17 protein-coding genes and 2 tRNA genes are annotated in these 17958 nt (G+C 66.2%); 16 read left to right on the plus strand and 3 right to left on the minus strand.

Annotated features, from left to right (window positions below):
* Nucleotides 1–44 precede the first annotated feature (44 nt).
* The 7 genes from PSEK12I1_RS0121005 to PSEK12I1_RS24035 all read left to right on the plus strand — a co-directional run bounded on the left by PSEK12I1_RS0121005 (nucleotide 45) and on the right by PSEK12I1_RS24035 (nucleotide 8932).
* A complete protein-coding gene (locus PSEK12I1_RS0121005; protein ID WP_027597587.1) occupies nucleotides 45–887 on the plus strand; it encodes a DUF2797 domain-containing protein in 843 nt (280 codons plus the stop codon).
* Nucleotides 888–898: 11 nt separating this feature from the next.
* Nucleotides 899–3538 carry an aminopeptidase N gene (pepN, locus tag PSEK12I1_RS0121010; RefSeq protein WP_027602826.1) on the plus strand — a complete coding sequence of 880 codons (2640 nt, stop codon included), beginning with the start codon at nucleotides 899–901 and terminating at the stop codon, nucleotides 3536–3538.
* A gap of 382 nt (nucleotides 3539–3920) precedes the next feature.
* On the plus strand, nucleotides 3921–4529 hold the full coding sequence (locus PSEK12I1_RS0121015) for a hypothetical protein (protein WP_027602827.1): 609 nt from the start codon (nucleotides 3921–3923) through the stop codon (nucleotides 4527–4529).
* 123 nt (nucleotides 4530–4652) lie between these two features.
* Nucleotides 4653–5240: a LemA family protein gene (locus PSEK12I1_RS0121020; RefSeq protein ID WP_007162885.1), complete on the plus strand. Its 588-nt coding sequence runs from the start codon at nucleotides 4653–4655 to the stop codon at nucleotides 5238–5240.
* A gap of 4 nt (nucleotides 5241–5244) precedes the next feature.
* Nucleotides 5245–7104, plus strand: coding sequence for a M48 family metallopeptidase (locus PSEK12I1_RS24030; RefSeq protein ID WP_051399071.1), 1860 nt, complete (start codon nucleotides 5245–5247; stop codon nucleotides 7102–7104).
* 67 nt (nucleotides 7105–7171) lie between these two features.
* A complete protein-coding gene (locus tag PSEK12I1_RS0121030; protein ID WP_027597590.1) occupies nucleotides 7172–8074 on the plus strand; it encodes a response regulator in 903 nt (300 codons plus the stop codon).
* A 3-nt stretch (nucleotides 8075–8077) separates the two neighbouring features.
* The gene (locus PSEK12I1_RS24035; protein ID WP_051399070.1) at nucleotides 8078–8932 is read left to right on the plus strand and encodes a hypothetical protein; all 855 of its coding nucleotides are present in this window, start codon (nucleotides 8078–8080) and stop codon (nucleotides 8930–8932) included.
* Here the strand turns inward: PSEK12I1_RS24035 and PSEK12I1_RS0121040 are convergent.
* Nucleotides 8920–10110 carry a serine hydrolase gene (locus PSEK12I1_RS0121040; RefSeq protein ID WP_027602828.1) on the minus strand — a complete coding sequence of 397 codons (1191 nt, stop codon included), beginning with the start codon at nucleotides 10108–10110 and terminating at the stop codon, nucleotides 8920–8922. The genes PSEK12I1_RS24035 and PSEK12I1_RS0121040 overlap by 13 nt on opposite strands.
* A gap of 59 nt (nucleotides 10111–10169) precedes the next feature.
* On the opposite strand from PSEK12I1_RS0121040, the gene def reads away from it, so the two are divergent.
* The gene (def, locus tag PSEK12I1_RS0121045) at nucleotides 10170–10709 is read left to right on the plus strand and encodes a peptide deformylase (protein WP_027602829.1); all 540 of its coding nucleotides are present in this window, start codon (nucleotides 10170–10172) and stop codon (nucleotides 10707–10709) included.
* On the opposite strand, the gene PSEK12I1_RS0121050 is transcribed toward def, so the two are convergent.
* Entirely contained in the window at nucleotides 10706–11344 is a 639-nt protein-coding gene (locus PSEK12I1_RS0121050; RefSeq protein ID WP_027602830.1) for a DsbA family protein, read from the minus strand. The genes def and PSEK12I1_RS0121050 overlap by 4 nt on opposite strands.
* 283 nt (nucleotides 11345–11627) lie before the next feature.
* On the opposite strand from PSEK12I1_RS0121050, the gene PSEK12I1_RS0121055 reads away from it, so the two are divergent.
* Nucleotides 11628–12566 carry a bestrophin family protein gene (locus tag PSEK12I1_RS0121055; RefSeq protein WP_027597594.1) on the plus strand — a complete coding sequence of 313 codons (939 nt, stop codon included), beginning with the start codon at nucleotides 11628–11630 and terminating at the stop codon, nucleotides 12564–12566.
* 43 nt (nucleotides 12567–12609) lie between these two features.
* Here PSEK12I1_RS0121055 and cprA read toward each other — a convergent pair whose 3' ends face one another.
* Nucleotides 12610–13761 carry a cationic peptide resistance protein CprA gene (cprA, locus tag PSEK12I1_RS0121060; RefSeq protein ID WP_037007239.1) on the minus strand — a complete coding sequence of 384 codons (1152 nt, stop codon included), beginning with the start codon at nucleotides 13759–13761 and terminating at the stop codon, nucleotides 12610–12612.
* A 138-nt stretch (nucleotides 13762–13899) separates the two neighbouring features.
* Here cprA and PSEK12I1_RS0121065 point away from each other — a divergent pair, with 138 nt between their 5' ends.
* The 7 genes from PSEK12I1_RS0121065 to PSEK12I1_RS0121095 all read left to right on the plus strand — a co-directional run bounded on the left by PSEK12I1_RS0121065 (nucleotide 13900) and on the right by PSEK12I1_RS0121095 (nucleotide 17940).
* The gene (locus tag PSEK12I1_RS0121065) at nucleotides 13900–14139 is read left to right on the plus strand and encodes a DUF2789 domain-containing protein (RefSeq protein ID WP_007162892.1); all 240 of its coding nucleotides are present in this window, start codon (nucleotides 13900–13902) and stop codon (nucleotides 14137–14139) included.
* A gap of 57 nt (nucleotides 14140–14196) precedes the next feature.
* On the plus strand, nucleotides 14197–14328 hold the full coding sequence (locus PSEK12I1_RS25070; RefSeq protein ID WP_007162893.1) for a hypothetical protein: 132 nt from the start codon (nucleotides 14197–14199) through the stop codon (nucleotides 14326–14328).
* Nucleotides 14329–14515: 187 nt separating this feature from the next.
* The gene (locus PSEK12I1_RS0121075; protein ID WP_027602831.1) at nucleotides 14516–15505 is read left to right on the plus strand and encodes a DctP family TRAP transporter solute-binding subunit; all 990 of its coding nucleotides are present in this window, start codon (nucleotides 14516–14518) and stop codon (nucleotides 15503–15505) included.
* A gap of 72 nt (nucleotides 15506–15577) precedes the next feature.
* A complete protein-coding gene (locus PSEK12I1_RS0121080) occupies nucleotides 15578–16699 on the plus strand; it encodes a beta-ketoacyl-ACP synthase III (RefSeq protein ID WP_027602832.1) in 1122 nt (373 codons plus the stop codon).
* Nucleotides 16700–16769: 70 nt separating this feature from the next.
* Complete coding sequence (locus tag PSEK12I1_RS0121085) at nucleotides 16770–17648, plus strand: ParB/Srx family N-terminal domain-containing protein (protein ID WP_027597598.1); 879 nt, start codon at nucleotides 16770–16772, stop codon at nucleotides 17646–17648.
* Nucleotides 17649–17747: 99 nt separating this feature from the next.
* Nucleotides 17748–17823, plus strand: a tRNA-Ala gene (locus PSEK12I1_RS0121090).
* Nucleotides 17824–17864: 41 nt separating this feature from the next.
* A tRNA-Glu gene (locus tag PSEK12I1_RS0121095) sits at nucleotides 17865–17940 on the plus strand.
* The last annotated feature ends 18 nt before the right edge of the window (nucleotides 17941–17958 follow it).

A 17958-nucleotide genomic window follows, 5' to 3' on the forward strand; every position in this document is an offset into this window, starting at 1 on the left:
AGAGGCACCTCGCGTCTTTTAGAAATCGAGAAATTCCTACCGTGATGACCGAACTGGGCCGTGGCGCCCTGCGCAAGATGGCCGTGACCCTGGCCGACCCCGTCAACTACGCCTTTCGCCTCGACGAGCGCGAGGTACCGGTCAATCCGCTGATCGGCCGTCGCCTGCGCCTGGAATACCTGGGCGCCATCCACTGCACCCACTGCGGCCGCAAGACCCGCAAGAGCTTCAGCCAGGGCTACTGCTATCCCTGCTTCACCGCCCTGGCCCAGTGCGACAGCTGCATCGTCAGCCCCGAAAAGTGCCACTACGAGCATGGCACCTGTCGCCAGCCGGAGTGGGGCGAAGCCCATTGCATGGTGCCCCACGTCGTCTACCTGGCCAACTCCTCGGGCCTCAAGGTGGGCATCACCCGCGCCACCCAGCTGCCCACCCGCTGGATCGACCAGGGCGCCTACCAGGCGCTGCCGATCCTGAGGGTCGCCACGCGCCAGCAGTCCGGCCTGGTGGAAGACCTGCTGCGCAGCCAGGTGGGCGATCGCACCAATTGGCGCGCCATGCTCAAGGGCGTGGCCGCACCGGAAGACCTGGTGGCGGTGCGCGAGCGGATCTTCGACGCCTGCGCCCAGGGTCTGGACGATCTCCAGGGCCGCTTCGGCCTGCAGGCGATCCAGCCGGTGGTCGACATGGCGCCCATCGAGATCCATTATCCGGTGACGGTCTATCCCACCAAGGTGGTCAGCCACGACCTGGAAAAGACCCCCGTGGTGGAAGGCACGCTGCTGGGCATCAAGGGTCAATACCTGATGTTCGATACCGGCGTGATCAACATTCGCAAGTACACGGCCTATCAGCTGGCCGTGTCCGCCTCCGCAGCAGAGATGTAAGGACGTAAGCCATGCGCACCGACCAGCCCCAGACCATCTATCTCAAGGACTACCAGGCGCCCGAGTACCTCATCGAGGAGACCCGCCTCAGATTCGAGCTGCACGACGACCAGACCCTGGTGCATGCCGAATTGCGGCTGCAGCGCAATCCGGCCCGCGGCGCGGGCCTGCCGCCGCTGGTGCTGCATGGCGAGGAACTGGAGCTGCTGGCGGTGGCCCTGGACGACCAGGCCCTGGCCGCCGGCGACTATCAGGTCGAGGCGGGCAGCCTGACCCTGCAGCCCCAGGGCGAAGCCTTCGTGCTCAAGACCGCGGTGCGCATCCATCCGGAAAGCAACACCGCCCTGGAAGGCCTGTACGTCTCCGGCACCATGTTCTGCACCCAGTGCGAGGCCGAAGGCTTCCGCAAGATCACCTACTACCTGGATCGGCCGGACGTGATGAGCGTCTTCACCACCACGGTGGAAGCCGACAAGGCCAAGTACCCGATCCTGCTCTCCAACGGCAACCCGGTGGCCAGCGGCGAAGCCGAGGGCGGCCGTCACTGGACCACCTGGGAAGATCCCTTCCCCAAGCCGGCCTACCTGTTCGCCCTGGTCGCCGGTGACCTCTGGTGCGTCGAAGACAGCTACCGTACCGGCAGTGGCCGCGACGTGGCCTTGCGCATCTACGTCGAGCCGGAGAACATCGGCAAGCTGCAGCACGCCATGGACAGCCTGAAGAAGTCCATGCGCTGGGACGAGGAGGTCTATGGCCGCGAATACGATCTGGACATCTTCATGATCGTCGCGGTGAACGACTTCAACATGGGCGCCATGGAGAACAAGGGCCTCAACATCTTCAACTCCAGCGCCGTGCTGGCCAGCCCGCGCACCGCCACCGACGCCGCCCATCAGCGCGTCGAGGCCATCGTCGCCCACGAATACTTCCACAACTGGTCGGGCAATCGCGTGACCTGCCGCGACTGGTTCCAGCTGTCGCTCAAGGAAGGCTTCACCGTGTTCCGCGATGCCGGCTTCAGCTCCGACATGAATTCGCCCACGGTCAAGCGCATCGAGGACGTGGCCTTCCTGCGCACCAACCAGTTCGCCGAGGATGCCGGCCCCATGGCCCACCCGGTGCGCCCGGATCACTTCATCGAAATTTCCAACTTCTACACCCTGACGGTGTACGAGAAGGGCGCCGAGGTGGTGCGGATGCTGCACACCCTGCTGGGCGCCGAGGGCTTCCGCAAGGGCACCGATCTCTACTTCGAGCGCCACGACGGTCAGGCGGTGACCTGCGACGACTTCATCAAGGCCCTGGAAGACGCCAATGGCACCGACTTCAGCCAGTTCAAGCGCTGGTACAGCCAGTCCGGCACCCCGCGCCTGGCGGTCAGCGACAGCTATGACGCCGCGGCCCAGACCTATCGGCTGACCTTCAGCCAGAGCTGCCCGCCCACCCCGGGCCAGCCGACCAAGGAGCCCTTCGTGATCCCGGTCCAGCTCGGTCTGCTGGATGGCCAGGGGCGCGACCTGCCGCTGCGCCTGGAAGGCGAGGGCGCTGCCCAGGGCACCGACCGGGTGCTGTCGGTCACCCAGGCCGAGCAGACCTTTACCTTCGTCGACGTGCCCGAGCGGCCGCTGCCGTCGCTGCTGCGTGGCTTCTCCGCGCCGGTCAAGCTCAGCTTCCCCTACAGCCGTGAACAGCTGACCTTCCTCATGCAGCACGACAGCGACGGCTTCAACCGCTGGGACGCCGGCCAGCAGCTGGCCGTGCAGGTGCTGCAGGGCATGATCGCCGGCGAGCCGCTGGATACCCGGCTGGTGGAAGCCCTGCGCACCGTGGCGGCGGACGAGTCCCTCGACCCGGCCATGGTCGCCGAGATGCTCTCGCTGCCGTCCGAAGCCTATCTGGTGGAACTGTCCGAGCAGGCCGATCCCGGGGCCATCCACGGCGCCCGTCGTCAGGCGCGTCGGGCCATCGCCGAAGCCCTGCGCGACGTGCTCTGGCAGCGCTATCGCAGCGCCCGCGACGCCTCGCGCACCACGCCCTACCAGGCCAGCGCCGACCATATCGCCCGCCGCAGTCTGCAGAACGCCGCGCTCGGCTATCTGATGCTGCTGGAAGAGCCGGAGGCGCGCGACGCCGCCCTGGAGCAGTTCGACAACGCCGACAACATGACCGAGCGCCTAGCCGCGCTGAGCGCCCTGGTCAATTCCGGTTTCGAGCAGGAAAAGGCCGACGTCCTGGCGCGCTTCTTCGAGGAGTTCAAGAGCGATCCGCTGGTCATGGACACCTGGCTCAGCGTTCAGGCATCCAGCCCCCTGCCGGGCGGTCTGGCGCGCGTCCAGGCGCTGATGGAAAATCCGGTTTTCACCCTGAAGAACCCCAACAAGGTGCGGGCGCTGATCGGTGCCTTCGCCAACAGCAACCTGGTCAATTTCCACGCCGAGGACGGCAGCGGCTATCGCTTCCTGGCCGACCAGATCATCACCCTCAACCGCCTCAATCCGCAGATCGCCTCGCGGCTGCTGACGCCCCTGACCCGCTGGAAGAAGTACGGCCCGGCGCGTCAGGCGCTGATGCGCGCCGAGCTGGAGCGCATCCTGGCCAGCGGCGAGTTGTCCAGCGACGTCTACGAGGTGGTGAGCAAGAGCCTGGCGTAGGAGATCCGACTGGGCTGCTTGTTGGGCTTCGACGACAGAGCCGTCTCAATCCAACCTACCTCGTCCCGTAGGTTGGGTTGAGCGCAGCGAAGCTCAACATCCGCCCACCGTTGCAAAGCCTGACGCCCAGCGTCGGGCTTTTTTTCGCCCGGATTTTCCCGCGCGGCCCTAGCCTGTAGCGCCTCTGCTGCCCAGTGGAAAACCGCGCGCACCCCCGTGCCTGACAACTCGTCTCCGCTCTGGCGCCGCTTGGCTGATAGAAATGCTTTAGGCTGCCAGCTGTATTCAAATCAGCTGCAGAACGAGGCGCCGCCGCCGACAGGGTAGGCGAGAGGTCTCGACAGGCCTTGGATCCAGTCACCGGAAGAGCACGGAGCGGCAGATGAGTCATGCACAGCTGATGGATTGGGGATTCGTCCTGATAACCCTGTGCAATATCCTGCTGATCGCCCTGGTGGTGTTTCTGCTGTGGCAGCGGTACGTCGCCAGCGACGCGGCTTCCAAGGCCGAGGGCGTTAACGAGGAGCAGGCGCCGGTCGCTCCCGAGGTGGTCGACAGCGCGCCTGCCGACGCTCCGCCGCCGCCACTTCCCGCCAGTCCCGCCCCGGCGGCGAACCGCAACGTCGACCTCTTCGACGAGGGTCCGGAAGAGGTGTACGACGCCAACTATCCCGAGTGGAAGAAAAGCGACGACCCCTATGTCGAGGAATTGCTGTCGCACCGCGAAGCCCTGGAGCTCAAGGTCGACAACATGGTCATGCGGCTGACGCGGGCGCACAAGGTGGTGACCGGCCTGCGCGCGCAGAATCGCGAATTGCGCGCCTCCGAGGCCCAGGCCCAGCGACTGCAGGAGGAACTGACCCGGACCCAGACCAGCCTCGCCCAGATGCGTCAGGAGCGCGATGCCCTGCTGCTGCAGCTCCAGCCCGGCCGCAAGGCGGACGCAGCGCCACGCCAGCCCACCGACCCGGGCACGCCATCCCCGTCTTGAACCGCGGTATGCCCCCCGGATTCACCAGCCATCCCCTCAACCGCCGCATCCGTCGCGCTGTGCAGCGGGCGCAGCGGCGCGCGCCCTAGACTGGAAATTCTCAGCACCTTCAAGGACGATTCGATGAAACTGCTGCTCCTGCTGGCTGCCCTGGTCGCTCTCGGCCTGTTCGCGATCAGCCTCTACAACGCTCTGGTCACGGCGCGTAACGCCTACCGCAACGCCTTCGCCCAGATCGATGTCCAGCTCACCCGCCGGCACGATCTCATCCCCAATCTGGTGGAAGCGGTGAAGGGCTATCTGCAGCACGAGCGCGAAACGCTGCAGGCGGTGATGACGGCGCGCCAGCAGGCGCAGTCCGGCCTGCACCAGGCCAAGACCCGGCCGGAGGATCCCGTCGCCCTGCACGCCCTGGAGCAGGGCGAGCAGGGACTCGGCATCGCCCTTGGGCGGCTGTTCGCCGTGAGCGAGGCCTATCCGGAGCTCAAGGCCAACGACACGGTCCTGCAGCTGATGGAAGAGCTGAGCTCCACGGAAAATCGCCTGGCCTATGCCCGTCAGGCCCATAACGATGCGGTGATGGACTACAACAATCGCTGCGAGACCTTTCCCGGATCGCTGCTCGCCCGTCGCTTCGGCTTTCGCCTGGCGCAGCCGCTGACCTTGCCAGACGGGGCCGCGCGTCAGACCCCGCGCATCAGCCTGAGCTGAGTGCGTGCGCTTTCTCGACGACCAGGCCGCGGCGCGCCGGCGCACCCGGCTGTGTCTTGCCTTGCTGGCCCTGGTGGTGCTGCTCATGGCGCTGGCCAGCGCCGGTCTGGCCCTGGTGTTCCTGCCGCGGGAGGTGATCGACTACCTCGGTGGGCGTGGGGCGACGCTGGTCAAGACCGGCCTGGCATTCACCGGCATCATCGCCGGCGCTTCCTTCTGGAAGGTGCGGCAACTGGCGCGCCAGGGCGGCGAGGCCGTGGTCAGGCGGCTGGGCGCCGTGCCATTGGACGATCAGACCGACCCCCGTACCCGTCAGCTGCACAACGTGGTGGCGGAGATGGCCCTGGCCGCCGGCGTACCGGTGCCGCGGCTGTACCTGCTGCCGGACGAGCCGGCCATCAATGCCTTCATCAGCGGCTACGGACCGGCAGATGCCAGCCTGTGCCTGACCCGCGGCGCGCTCAAGCTCTTGAACAGGGACGAATTGCAGGGTGTCGTCGCCCATGAATTCAGTCATCTGCTCAACGGCGACATGCGCCTGAATCTGCGCCTGCTGGGCTGGCTGCATGGCATCAGCCTGATCGCCGACCTCGGACAGGAGCTCTTCTCGGATCGCACCTCGACCATCACCCGGGTCGATGGCAACCACCTGCTGGGCTGGTTGCTGGGCACCGTGCTGCTGGCGGTCGGCGGCTGCGGACTGTTCTTCGCCAACCTGATCCAGGCCGCGGCGGCGCGCTCACGCGAGCGTCTGGCGGATGCCTCCGCCGTGCAGTTCACCCGCCAGCCCCAGGGTCTGGCCAATGCCCTGAAGAAGATCGCCGCCCATCCGCTGCAGGGGCGGCTCTATCACCGTCGGGCGCGCAGCGTCGCGCACATGGTGCTGGGCGACTCGGGCGCCTCCTGGTTCGCCACCCATCCCCCGGTGCTGGAGCGCATCCAGCACCTGGAACCGGACTTCGACGAATGGCAGCTGGAGCGCCTCCGGGCGGAAGCCTTGCTGCCCATGGGCGTCGCCTATGTGGCAGGGGGTACGCCGCCCGCTTCGCCGCCGCCGACCGCCATAGCGCTGCCGGTTGCACCGGCACTGGCCGATACGCCCCTGCGCGCCCTTCCACCGGCCCTGCACGAAGTGCTGCGCCAGCCGCAGCAGGCGGCGGAGCTGTTGCTGGCACTGGCCGGCACGCCGCCGGCAGCGGGCGGCGGGGAGGGCGCGCGCTGGGTGAACAGTCTGCATGCCTCTCTGCGGCTGCCGGTGGCGCAACTGACCTTTCCGGCCATCCGCCAACTTCCGCGGCCGGTCCTGCGCCAGCTGCTGATCGATCTCAAGGCAGGCTTCGCCGCTGCGCCGGACCTGGAGTTGTCCCGCTACTGCCTGGCGCAGGTCATCCAGCGTCAGCTGATCGCCAGCTTGGCGCCGGGTCGCCAACGGCTGTCGGGGCGGGGCAAGCTGGCGCAGGCCCGGACCGCGGTGCTTACCTTCTATGCGGTGGCCGCCGAACAGAGCCACGATGACGTCCAGGCCGCTCGTCGGGCCTTCCTGCTCGCCGTCGCCCGTACCTTTCCCGGTTTGCACTGTAGCTACGCGCCGCCGCGTCCCTGGCGTCCGGCGCTGGACGGCGCCCTAGCGCAGCTCGCCCAGCTGAGCGTGGCGGCGCGCACCCTGGTACTGGAGGGCCTGCTCTGTCTCATCGAGGCGGACGAAAGGGTGCAAACCGCAGAGCTGGAGCTGCTGAGGCTCTATTGTACGGTCCTCGAATTGCCGTATCCCGCCCTGGACGAATACCTTTCACTCGCCGATGACAAGCTCTCGCAAAAAGGTTGCCGTTCGGCTGATACTGGCCAGGTGATATCTGCACTGTGATCCACACTGGCGCCCGCGGCGACAGCTCGCCGAGGGATAACGTGGCGTTCATAATTCAGGATGATGCATGAAGTTCCTCGTGGTAGACGACAGTCGAGCGGTCCAGACCATCATCAAGCGGATTCTGGCGAATACCGGTTACAGGGATATCGAATTGCGCGTGGCGTCCACCGGTGAGGAAGCCGTGGCGCTGCTGGAGAGTTGGACGCCCAACCTGGTGCTCACCGACTGGCACATGCCCGGCATGACCGGTCTGGAACTGCTCCAGGCGATCCGTCAGCGGGTGGGCGCCGACATCCACGTGGGTTTTGTCACCACCGAGTCGTCGGCGCGCAACATCGAGGCGGCCTACCGCAATGGCGCAGCCTTCGTGGTGACCAAGCCCTTCGCCCAGGAAACCCTGCAGCAGGCGGTGCTCACCGTGCTGCAGGATGGCGCCAGCGCCGAACAGGCCATTGAATCCTCCGGTCGCGAGAGCCTGCCGATCCCGACTCGTTTCAACCCTGACCCACAGCGCATCCGCCAGTTGCTCGGCCTCTCGTCCATCGTCTGCCAGATAGAGCCCATGGCGCCGATTCCGGTTGATCGGCTGGCCTTGCCCTATGTGATCGGCATCTATGGCCATCCGCAGAGCAAGGCACTGGAAGCCGTCTGCCTGCTGGACCTCAACGCGGCCTGCATTCTCGGTGGCTCCCTGGCCGGACTCGCGCCGGCAGCCATCCACAGCGCCATTGCCAGCGCGACCCTGAGCCGGGAAATCTACGAGAACGCCACCGCCTTCCTCGCCGACCTCAGCGGCATGATCTCCGCCGGCAAGGGTGGTGCGCCGCTGGTACTCAGCACCAGTCACCTGGTGCAGAAGCCCTTCGAGAAGCTCTACAGCCTCTGGCGGCAGAACAATGGTCGCGCCGATTTCAGCCTGTCCTTTCCCGGGCTGGGTGACGGCTTCATCGCCTTCCTGTTGAGCTAGGGGATGGCCGACGCGCGCTTCGTCGAATGGGGTTTCCTGCTGGTCACCCTGTCCAATGTCCTGCTCATCGCCCTGGTCCTGACCCTGCTCTGGCAGCGCCTCTTTCCACGCCCCGAGGCCGCGGTCGAGGACCCCGAGGTCCCTGCGGCGTCTGCGCCCGGCGCGCCGCTGCCGCTCACCAGTCAGGCCGAGACCGCGGCCAGCCTGATCGACGCGGCGCGGCAGGCGGATGTCGAGCCCCTGGGGCAGGCCATCAGCGACAGCCTGGATCTGGTAGGCCGCCTCGACGGGGTGGGCGGTGACGACTATCCGGACTGGAAGAAGACCAACCAGCCCTATATCGACGACCTGCTGTCCCATCGCGAGAGTCTGGAATTCAAGCTGGACGATCTCAAGTCCAAGCTGGACCGGGCGCACAAGCTGATCACCAACCTGCACGTGCAGAATCGCGAGATGCGCGGTGCGGAAGCCAAGCTGCAGCGTCTCAGTCTCGATCACGATCGGGTGCAGGGCACCCTGCTGGAAGTGCGCCGCGAGCGCGATCAGCTCAAGGTGAAGGTACAGCGACTCGGCGAAGAGCTGCTGCGGCTGCGGCAACAGCCAGCGGCGCCGGCCGCGGCGGGCGCGGCCGAGGTGGATGGGCGCCTGCAGGAGGAGCTGGAGACCCTGCGCGAGAGTCTCGAAGAGGAGCGGGCGAAGCTGTCGCGCACCCTGGTGGAAAAGGAGTTCATCGAGCAGGTGTTCATCGATACCGACGCCGTCACCGACAGCTATCAGGCCCTGCAACAGGAGCATGCCGCGCTGCAGGAGCAGCTGCAGGCGCTGCAGGCCCGGCTGGACGCCGCTCAGTCGCGGTAGAGGGCATCACGGATGGCGTCGGGGAAGGGGCCGCTCATGCCGGCGATCGCCGTGTTGGTGAGGATCACCACGCTCAGCTCGCGCGCCGGGTCGATGAACCAGGCATTGCCGTAGACGCCACCCCATTGCAGGGTGCCAGGCGTCTGCGGGGTCTTCGCCACCCGGGCATCGCGCAGCACCGCCGCGCCCAGGCTGAAGCCCCAGCCCGGGGCGTCGTCGCGCTGCAGCTCAGGGATCTGGTCTTCCATGAACAGGCGCTGGCTGGCCGGCTGGAGCAGCCGCCCCTGGCGGAGCGCCTCGAGAAAGGCGAGATAGTCGCCCGCGCTGCCCTGCATGCCACCGCCGCCCGAGGCGAAGGCCTGCGCCGAAAGGGCGCGTGCCGGCGAATAGAGAATGCCGCCCTTGGGCATGGGTAGCAGATAGGGCTCGCTCATGGGTTCGGGGCGCGGATAGCCGTCGCGATAGGCCGTGGCCAGGCGCCCGGCGTCGCTGACGTTGAAGCTCAGGTCGTGCAGACCCAGCGGTGCGGCCACCTCCCGCTGGACGACCTCCGGCAGGGGCTGCCCGGTGGCGGCCGCCAGCACGCCGCCCATCACGTCCAGCCCAAGGGAGTAGCGCCACTGGGTGCCCGGCTGGAAGTCCAGCGGCACCCCCGCCAGGCGTCGGAGGTTTTCTTCCAGGGTGAGGGAGGCATCATCCAGGCCGTCGGATACCCCGGCACGGTGATAGGGACCGTGCTGGTCTTCGCCGAAACCATAGTGCAGGCCGGCGGTGTGGCTGAGCAGCTGCGCCAGGGTCGGCGTGGCCGGAGTGCCATCGGCCAGAGCCGGGGTGAAGTAGGGCAGGTAGCGACTGACCGGCGCCTGCAGATCCAGGCGGCCCTGGTCCGCCAGCCGCAAGGCGGTCACGGCCACCAGCGGCTTGGTCAGGGAGGCGAAGCGAAACAGCTGGTCTTCCTGCATCGGCCGCCGGGCTTCGCGATCGGCGAAACCGGCGGCGCGCCGATACACCACGCGGCCCTGGTGAGCGACCATGACCACGGTGCCGACGATGCGCTGCTGGGCGATGGCCTGTTCCAGGATCGGATCGAGGCGGGCGGCGAGGGCCGCGTCCTCGGCCTGGGCAAGGGGGGTACTCAGGCCGAGGCCGAGTGCGCTGGCGAGCAGTAGGGAAGACATCTGGTTTAAGCTCCTGGCGAATCGCCGGCGGCTGGACCGGCCAAAGGAGGAATCCTCGCATGATTCGTGACATTTTGAAGATGGGCGATCCCCGCCTGCTGCGGGTGGCACCGCCGGTGGCGGCCGAGCGCTTCGGTTCGGCCGAGCTGCAGGGGCTGATCCAGGACATGTTCGACACCATGGCCGCCGCCGGTGGCGTGGGCCTCGCGGCGCCGCAGATCGGCGAAGACCTGCAACTGATGGTCTTCAGTTTCGAGCGCAATGTCCGCTATCCCGAGGCGGCGCCGGTGCCCCTGCAGGTGCTGATCAATCCGCGGATCGAGGTGCAGGACGCCAGCGAGGAGCTGGGCTGGGAAGGCTGCCTGTCGATCCCGGGGTTGCGCGGCGAGGTGCCACGGCCGCGGCGGATCCGCTATCGGGGCGTGGATGGCGACGGTCGTCCGGTGGACCAGGAGGCCGAAGGCTTCCATGCACGGGTGGTGCTGCACGAATACGATCACCTGATCGGGCGACTCTATCCCTCGCGCATCCAGGATTTCGCCCGCTTCGGCTTCACTGAGGTACTGTTTCCCGAGCTGACCGCGGCCGCGCAGCGCTAGGCGCCAGCGGCCTCCAGCTGCGCCCTGACGGCCGCTGCCAACTGGGAGAAGGGCACCGCGCCATCCAGGGCGCGAGCCTCTTCGACGGGCGCCCCGGCGGAGCGCAGCAGCAGCGTCGGCACCGCGGTGATGCCCAGGGCTTCGGCGCGATCCTCGGCGTGCAGCACGACATCGGTATGGTCGCCCCGGGCCAGGCTGGCTCTCAACGCCTCGCTGTCCAGACCGCTGTGACGCGCCAGGTCGAGCAGCACGTCCAGCTCGCCGATATCCCGACCCTCTTCGAAAAAGGCCTGGAAGACCGCCAGGTGGAAGGCGTCGAAGCGATCCTGCTCGCGGGCGAATTCCGCCGCCTCCAGCGCCAGGCGACTGCGGGGTTGCACGGGCGGCAGCCGCAGCACCATGCCGTATTCCGCCGCCATGGGATAGACGGCGCGATCCCAGGTCCGGCGCAGGTAGTCACCGGCAGGGTCGAGGGTGGGCGTGGGCTCGGGACGCAATTCGAAGGCATGCCACTCGATGGCCAGCTGGTCGCCGAATTCTTCCTGCAGACGCGCCAGCTGGGGCAGCTCCAGGTAGCAGAAGGGACAGACGTAATCGCTCCAGACATCCAGACGAACGCGCGGGGTGGCGGTCATGGCAGTGCTCCGGAAGGGCATGGTGTCTGTCGGACCGCACCCGAAAGCGGATGTTCGGTGAACGTGCCGATATCCACGGCCGATAGGGCCTCCAAGTACGGGTTGCGAGCCACAGGTTGGCAGCCAGCAACCGACATCCTCTTCATATCCGGAAACGGAATGGCCACCGGCCAATTGCGTGAAATGGGTGGCGATCCGCGCTCTAGACGCTTGCCTTGAACCTGTCCCCGACCCCAGGTTCCTATGGCTGCATCCTTTCTTTCACGCGCTAAGGACTATCACCTTGGGTTTTTTCGAACGCAAACTGACATTCCTTCGGCAAACCTTCAGCTACGTCGGCTGGTCGGTTTTCTGGCTGCTGCTGTGGGACATCGCCGTCACCGTCGACTACATGATCTTCGTCGACCAACGGGCGCAGCTGCCCAACATCCCCCTGACCCTGATCGGCTCGGCGCTGATCGTGCTGACCAGCTTTCGCAACACCAGTGCCTATCAGCGCTGGTGGGAAGCGCGCACCCTCTGGGGCGGCATGGTCAACAGCTCGCGCAGCTTCGCCCGGCAGGCGCTGACGCTCATCGACGATGGCGACGAGCATTTCAACGCCATCAAGACGGTACTCATCGAGCGCCATCTCGCCTACGTCCGCTGCCTGGCCTGCCAGCTCAGCGGCGACCCGCTGCCCAAGGAAGTCCGCACCTACCTGGGCAAGGAGGAGTGGGCGATGCGCAAGGAGACCAACAACTTCGCCAACGCCATCCTCAGCGGCTCTTCCAGCCTGATCGCCCTGGAGTACCGCGCCGGTCGCCTGGACAGCATCCGCCTGGAGCGCCTGGAAGCCACCTTCGTCGACATGTCCAACTGGCAGGGCGGCATGGAGCGCATCGCCAACACGCCCTTGCCCTATCCCTATGTCAACTTCCCGCGGCTATTCGTCTTCCTGTTCTGCGTGCTGATGCCCATCGGCCTGGTGGAAAGCCTGGAGTGGTACACGCCGCTGGCCTCCACCGTGGTGGGCTTCATGTTCCTGGCGCTGGAAAAGGTCGGAACCGATCTGCAGAGTCCCTTCCAGCGCAGTCGGCACCAGATCACCATGGGCACCATCTGCAATACCATCGAAGGCAACCTGCGCACCATGCTGCGCGATGCCCGCGGGGGTTACGCCTCGGTCAGCGAGATCGTGCGGGATTCGCGGTTGAGCTCTCCGGAGAAGGATTCCGTCTGAGCGGCGCCCGGTGGCTGGCCATCGCCAGCCCCGGGCATGGGCCTTACTTGAAGTCCCACTGCATCTGCGCCGGGATGCTGATGTCGCGCGAGGAATGCACGCAGACATCCAGGTAGTCGGTGAAGCGCGGCGGGGCGGCGATGCCTTCGTCCAGCAGACGCTGGTTGTCGAACAGGTAGTTCAGATCGGCGAAGCCGCCGTACAGCTTGAGCGCCCGCAGCACCAGCCGCGGATTCGCCGGGCCGATGCGTTCGTTGAAGTCGGCCGCCAGTTCCTTGAGATCGGCGCTGTCCACCTGGCGATAGCGCTCGCCCACCGGGGCATCGCCCATGGCGCCGGCATAGGCCTCGTCGATTTCACCAAAGGTGCAGGCGCCGGCATTGCCCGCCGAGATGTGATACAGGCTGTAGTTCAGCTTCGGCTTGAGGGCCAGTTCCACCAGGGCTTCGGCGCAGTAGTCAACCGGAATGACATCGATCTGCTCGTCGAGGCCACAGGTGAAGCGCTCCAGGGCGAAACCCATGCGGAACACCCAGAAGATGCTGCCTGACGCCTTGCAGCCCGAACGACGGTGACCCACCACGATGGAGGGGCGTGCCACCACCAGCGGCAGCAGCGGCAACTCGTTGCGCAGCTTGAGTTCGATGGCCGCCTTGGAGGCGGTGTAGTCCACCAGTTGCTGCTCCGGCTCGGGGAAGTCCCAGGTCTCGGCGACCGGTGACTGGCGCTGCGGACCGCAGGCCATGGCGGTGCTGACGTGCAGGAAGCGCTTCAGCCGCCGCGACTGGGCGCAGGCCTCGGCCAGGGCGAAGGTGCCTTCGACGTTGACTGGCCAGATCTTCGGATTGCGCGAGAAGGAGGCGACCGCCGCGCAGTTGATGACCTCGTCCAGCGTCTGCAGGAGCGGCTTGGCGGCGTCGATCCAGTGGGTGTCCAGCAGGTCGCCACAGAGGATCTGTTCGGGCCTGAGCAGGGCGGCCAGGCGCTCGTCGACGTCATGCACGCGCAGATTCTGCAGCAGGCGCTCCAGGCCTTCTGCGGGAGTCGCGGCCCGGACCAGGAATCTCAGCCCTTCGACATGGCCCAGCTCCAGCAGGCGCAGGGTGACGGCGCCGCCGAGAAAGCCGGTGGCGCCGGTGACGAGGATACGGCGCGGCGCGGCGGTGAATTGGATGGAAGAGACGGGAAGCGACATGGCGGAGGCCCTGATTGGCGGAACGTGGGCGTACCTTAAGGGTCGACGCTGAAGGATTTATTAAGGCCGGGGAACCCCTCCAGGCTGGCGTCTTTCTAGATGCCCAGCGTAACGACCGATAACCGCCTGGAGACCCCCATGGAACTTCCCGTTCACGATCTGACGACCCTCTTCGAACAACTGGGCCTGGACTCCGATCCGGCTGCCATCGACGACTTCATCGCCAGTCATTCGCCACTGCCCGATGAGGTCAAGGTGTCCGAGGCCGACTTCTGGTCGCCGGCGCAAAAGGCCTTTCTCAAGGACGAAATCATGGGCGACGCCGACTGGGCGCCGATCGTCGACGAGCTGAACGTCCGTCTGCATAGTCATGACTAATGCTGTAGGGCTGGAGGTCTCCAGCCCTGCCACACCTCTCGTGTCCGGAGATTTGCCATGAACGCCGTCCATGCCCAGCAGCAGCCCAACGATCCGCCCGTCGCCGATGACGAGGACGAGGTCAGCGAAGAGCAACTCGACGAATCCGTCGAGGAAACCTTTCCCGCGAGCGATCCCATCTCGCCCTGATGGATTCTTGGCGCCGTTTCGACGGCGCTGTTCCTACCCCTGATCCGGCTTTCCTGCACTTTCGTCGTGCCGTTTTCCTCCGCTGACCAGCCTTTCTCGCCGCGGCTGCTAAGGTAATCGCGTCGCGCACGCATCGCGACCGGGGTCGCGCAGGCGATCCGATGGATCGTTCAACGCAGGGAATCCCATGATCAAGACCTTTTTCGCCACCCTGGCCGGCTCGCTTATCGCTTTGGCCATGCCCTTCGCCGTGGCCGAACCCATCGTCATCAAGTTCGCCCATGTGGTGACGGACGACACGCCCAAGGGGCGCGGTGCCCTGCAGTTGCAGAAGCTGGTGCAGGAACGCCTGGCGGGCAAGGTCAAGATCGAGGTGTATCCCAACTCCAGCCTGGTAGGCGATGCCGACGAACTGGAGGCGCTGCGCAGCAACAGGGTCCAGCTGCTGGCACCCTCGGTCTCCAAGCTCAATGCCCTGGCCAAGCCGCTCAAGGTCTACGATCTGCCCTTCCTGTTCGATAATATCGAGGCGGTCAAGCGCTTCCAGCGCCGCGACAAGAGTCGCGAACTGCTGGGCAGTCTCGTCACCCACGGCATCACCGGGCTGGCCTATTGGAACAACGGTGGCCGGCAACTCTCGGCCACCCGGGAAATCCACGTTCCCGCCGACCTCAAGGGCCTGACCTTCCGCGTCGAGTCCTCCGATGTGCTGGCAGCCTACTACCAGCAGCTCGGCGCCCAGGCGGTCAAGCTGCCCTTCGCCCAGGTCTACGACGCCCTGCGCACCGGCAAGGTCCAGGGCGCGGAAAATCCCTGGTCGAACCTGCTGGGGCAGAAGATCAATACCGTGCAGCCCTACATCGTCGAGGACAACCACAGCTTCCTCACCTACATGCTCATCACCAACACCACCTTCTGGAACGGGCTGCCCTTCGAAATCCGCAGCGAGCTGGAGGCCATCCTCGACGAGGTGTCCCAGTCGGTGAATCGCGATGCCGAAGCCATCAACGCCAAGGCACGCGAGCGGGTGGTGGCGGCCAATACCAGCAAGATCCTGGTGCCGACGGCTGCCGAGCGCGAGGCCTGGCGCGCGGCGGTGGCGCCCCTGATCAAGGGGTACGAAAGCGAAGTGGGCAGCGATGTCCTGCGCGCCGCCGAGGCGGCCAATCGGCGCTGAGATTGCACGGGCGTCCACCCCGGATTTGCGGCAAACTGGCACGGCGTCATCCCGACAACAAGAGGAATAGCCGTGCAGCACGCGGTCATCAGCGGTAGTGGGCTCTATACGCCGCCCGAAAGCATTTCCAACGACGAGCTGGTTGCGTCCTTCAACCAGTGGGCAGGCCAGTGGAATGCCGAGCATGCCGACGCCATCGCCCAGGGCAGCCTGGCGCCCCAGCCTGAATCCAGCGCCGCCTTCATCGAGAAGGCCTCCGGCATCCGCAGCCGCCATGTGGTCGACAAGGCCGGCATCCTCGATCCGGCGCGCATGGTGCCGCGCATCCCCGAGCGTTCCAACGACGAGCCCTCGATCCTCTGCGAGATGGGCGTTGCCGCGGCACGCGAAGCCCTGGATCGCGCCGGACGGACGGCCGCCGACATCGACGGCGTCATCGTCGCCTGTTCCAACCTGCAGCGGCCCTATCCGGCGGTGGCCATCGAGGTCCAGGCCGCGCTGGGTATCCAGGGCTACGGCTTCGACATGAACGTCGCCTGCTCCTCGGCGACCTTCGGCCTGCAGACCGCGGCCAACGCCGTGCAACTGGGCCAGGCACGGGCGGTGCTGGTGATCGATCCGGAGATCTGCACCGGCCACCTGAATTTCCGCGACCGCGACAGCCATTTCATCTTTGGCGATGCGGCCACCGCCCTGGTGGTGGAGCGTGCCGACCATGCGACCTCGGCGCACCGCTTCGAGATCCTCGGCACCCGGTTGTTCACCCAGTTCTCCAACAATATCCGCAACAACTTCGGCTTCCTCAACCGCGCGGCGGAGGAGGGCATGACCCACCCGGACAAGCTGTTCGTCCAGGAAGGGCGCAAGGTGTTCAAGGAGGTCTGCCCCCTGGTGGCCGAGCTGATCGGCAATCACCTGGCCGAACTGGACATCCCCGTCGAGCGGGTCTCGCGCTTCTGGCTGCACCAGGCCAACCTGGCGATGAATCAGCTCATCGTCAAACGCCTGCTGGGCCGCGAACCCGAGCCCAACGAGGCGCCGGTCATTCTCGACACCTACGGCAACACCAGCTCGGCCGGTTCGGTCATCGCGCTGCATCTGCACCACGAGGATCTGGCCAGCGGCAGCTTGGGCGTGCTCAGCTCCTTTGGCGCGGGCTATTCCATCGGCAGCGTAGTGTTGCGCAAGGTCTGATCGACGGCAGGAGTCTTCCCGGGATGACCGTTGTCGGACCTGGGAAGACCTCTTGAGATAGGAAGACCCCGTGCCGCCAGGAAGCCTGCTCCAGGTGCAGCTGCATCAGCTGCGCCCCACCCAGCCCGCGATCGGTCACGACCAGGTGCTGTACAAGCTCGGCAAGTACGCCTGCGACCGGCGCAAGCTGTTCGACGACTACTGCGAAGCCAACGGGCAGCACCTGAGTGGTGGCTTCCAGCCGAGCACCAGTCTGCGCTCGGCCGGCGACGCCCTCGGGGTACGGCCGCCGGGTAGCTGTCCGGATGAAATGAAGACCGTCGTCATAGGTCCGGGGCGGCAGCTCTATCTCACCGACGGCCACCACACCTTTTCCGCCTTCTGGGAGCACCCCGGTGGCGGCCCCGAGACCCCGGTGTGGGTCAGGGTCACCGACGATTTCAGCGACGCCGCGAGCATGGCCGACTTCTGGATCCGCCTGCTCGACGAGCGCAAGGCCTGGCTCAAGGATCCCCAGGGCCGGCCCATCCTGCCCGAGCAGCTGCCGCCGACCCTGGGTCTCTCCGCCATGGCCGACGACCCCTACCGCGCGCTGGTCTATTTCACCCGCCAGATCGGCTACGACAAGCCGCGGACCCCGGATGGCCGGGTATTGCCGTCGGAATTCCTCGAGTTCTACTGGGCCGAGTGGCTGCGCATGCTGCTGCCGCTGCGGGACTACGATCTCGACGATCGCAAGAGCTACGCCAAGGCGGTGGAGCAGGCCGCCAGGCTGATGGTGGCCAACCCGGGCATGCTGATCGGCAGCTCGGGCCGTACGGCGCTGGAGATGGGGGCCTATCGCGCCCTGGACAAGAAGGTCCTGCGCAAGCTCTCTTCCAGCGATGGCAAGTTCACCTACCTGCTGGCCGCCCGCGCCCAGCGTGCGGCCCTGTCCCGGGCGATCTAGTCGGTTTCCGGCTTAAGTGTCTGTTACTAGCAGGTTTTTTTCTTATTGGTGTTGACAGGGGAGGCCGGGCCTCTTAACATGCGCCCCGTCCTGACCGACGGGGCTATAGCTCAGCTGGGAGAGCGCTTGCATGGCATGCAAGAGGTCGACGGTTCGATCCCGTCTAGCTCCACCAAATTTCGGTTTCGCCTTCGGGAGGAATCGGTAGAAGGTTTCGTCCCCTTCGTCTAGTGGCCTAGGACACCGCCCTTTCACGGCGGTAACAGGGGTTCGAGTCCCCTAGGGGACGCCATATCAGTCACGTATCCCA

Source organism: Pseudomonas sp. MOIL14HWK12:I1 (assembly GCF_000510705.1).
Taxonomy (GTDB): Bacteria; Pseudomonadota; Gammaproteobacteria; order Pseudomonadales; family Pseudomonadaceae; genus Chryseomonas; species Chryseomonas oryzihabitans.